This window comes from Frankia tisae (assembly GCF_025403405.1).
Lineage (GTDB): Bacteria > Actinomycetota > Actinomycetes > Frankiales > Frankiaceae > Frankia > Frankia tisai.
Genome location: NZ_JANEZT010000761.1, coordinates 1 through 763, shown reverse-complemented (window position 1 = coordinate 763; position 763 = coordinate 1). Strand labels below are relative to the sequence as shown.

Annotated in this window: 1 protein-coding gene and 1 pseudogene; both read left to right on the top strand. The window is 64.6% G+C overall.

Features of this window, described 5'->3' with window-relative positions:
* Positions 1-389: pseudogene (locus NBZ85_RS31545) on the top strand (hypothetical protein); the annotation flags it as partial.
* 207 nt (positions 390-596) lie between these two features.
* A partial coding sequence (locus tag NBZ85_RS31540; protein WP_261561665.1) for a helix-turn-helix domain-containing protein occupies positions 597-763 on the top strand: 167 nt, incomplete at its 3' end.

Sequence of the window (763 nt, the reverse complement as noted above, 5' to 3'; positions counted from 1 at the left end):
CCGCCATCACCGGCACCCGCCTGGATCAACCAACCCGCGCAGGTCCCGACCCAACCAGACACCCCGACGGAACCATCCCCTCAGTAATTTCTACAAGACCTTGTCTCGAACAGGTTGACAGGTTCCGAGGGGCGGCGCTGCTGTGGCGGGCACCGACCGGCCTGGGCCTGCTGGTCGTGGACGTGCTGGCCGACGGCACCTACCTGGCCCTGCTCGTCGACCCGAAGCTGCGCGGCTCGTCTGTCCGCGTCGACGCCGCCGGACGGGATGTCGTGTCGGCGGCGGGCAGCGTGCTGCTCACCGAGACGGTCCGTGTCAGCGGACTGGGTCGGTTGCTGTCCGACGCGCTCGCGCGAGCCTGTCACGATTTCCGTGTAAGCCAGAGGTGAATAGCTTGGCCTACGCGTTCACATTATCAGCAAGGTAGGCGTCCGGGGAAGAGGCTGGAGAGCGTGTTGAGCGCGATTTTCCATCCGTGTGTTCCGGTGCCGGACTCGCCGCCGCGCTGACTCGATATGTTACGGAGGGCGGGGTCAAATGGTCGTAGCGACGCCTCGATAGGATGATCGTGTTGGCGTCGAGGGGCTGGATGGTGGATGGGTCGGCGGGAGAAGTTGACGATCGAGGAGCGGGAGGTTATTTCCCGCGAGTTGGGCAAGAATCGTTCGGCGCGGTTCATCGCGAAGGCGCTCGGCAGGCATCACTCGGTGATTTCGAGGGAGATCGAGCGTAACGGCGGCGAGAATGTGTACCGGGCGGTGGA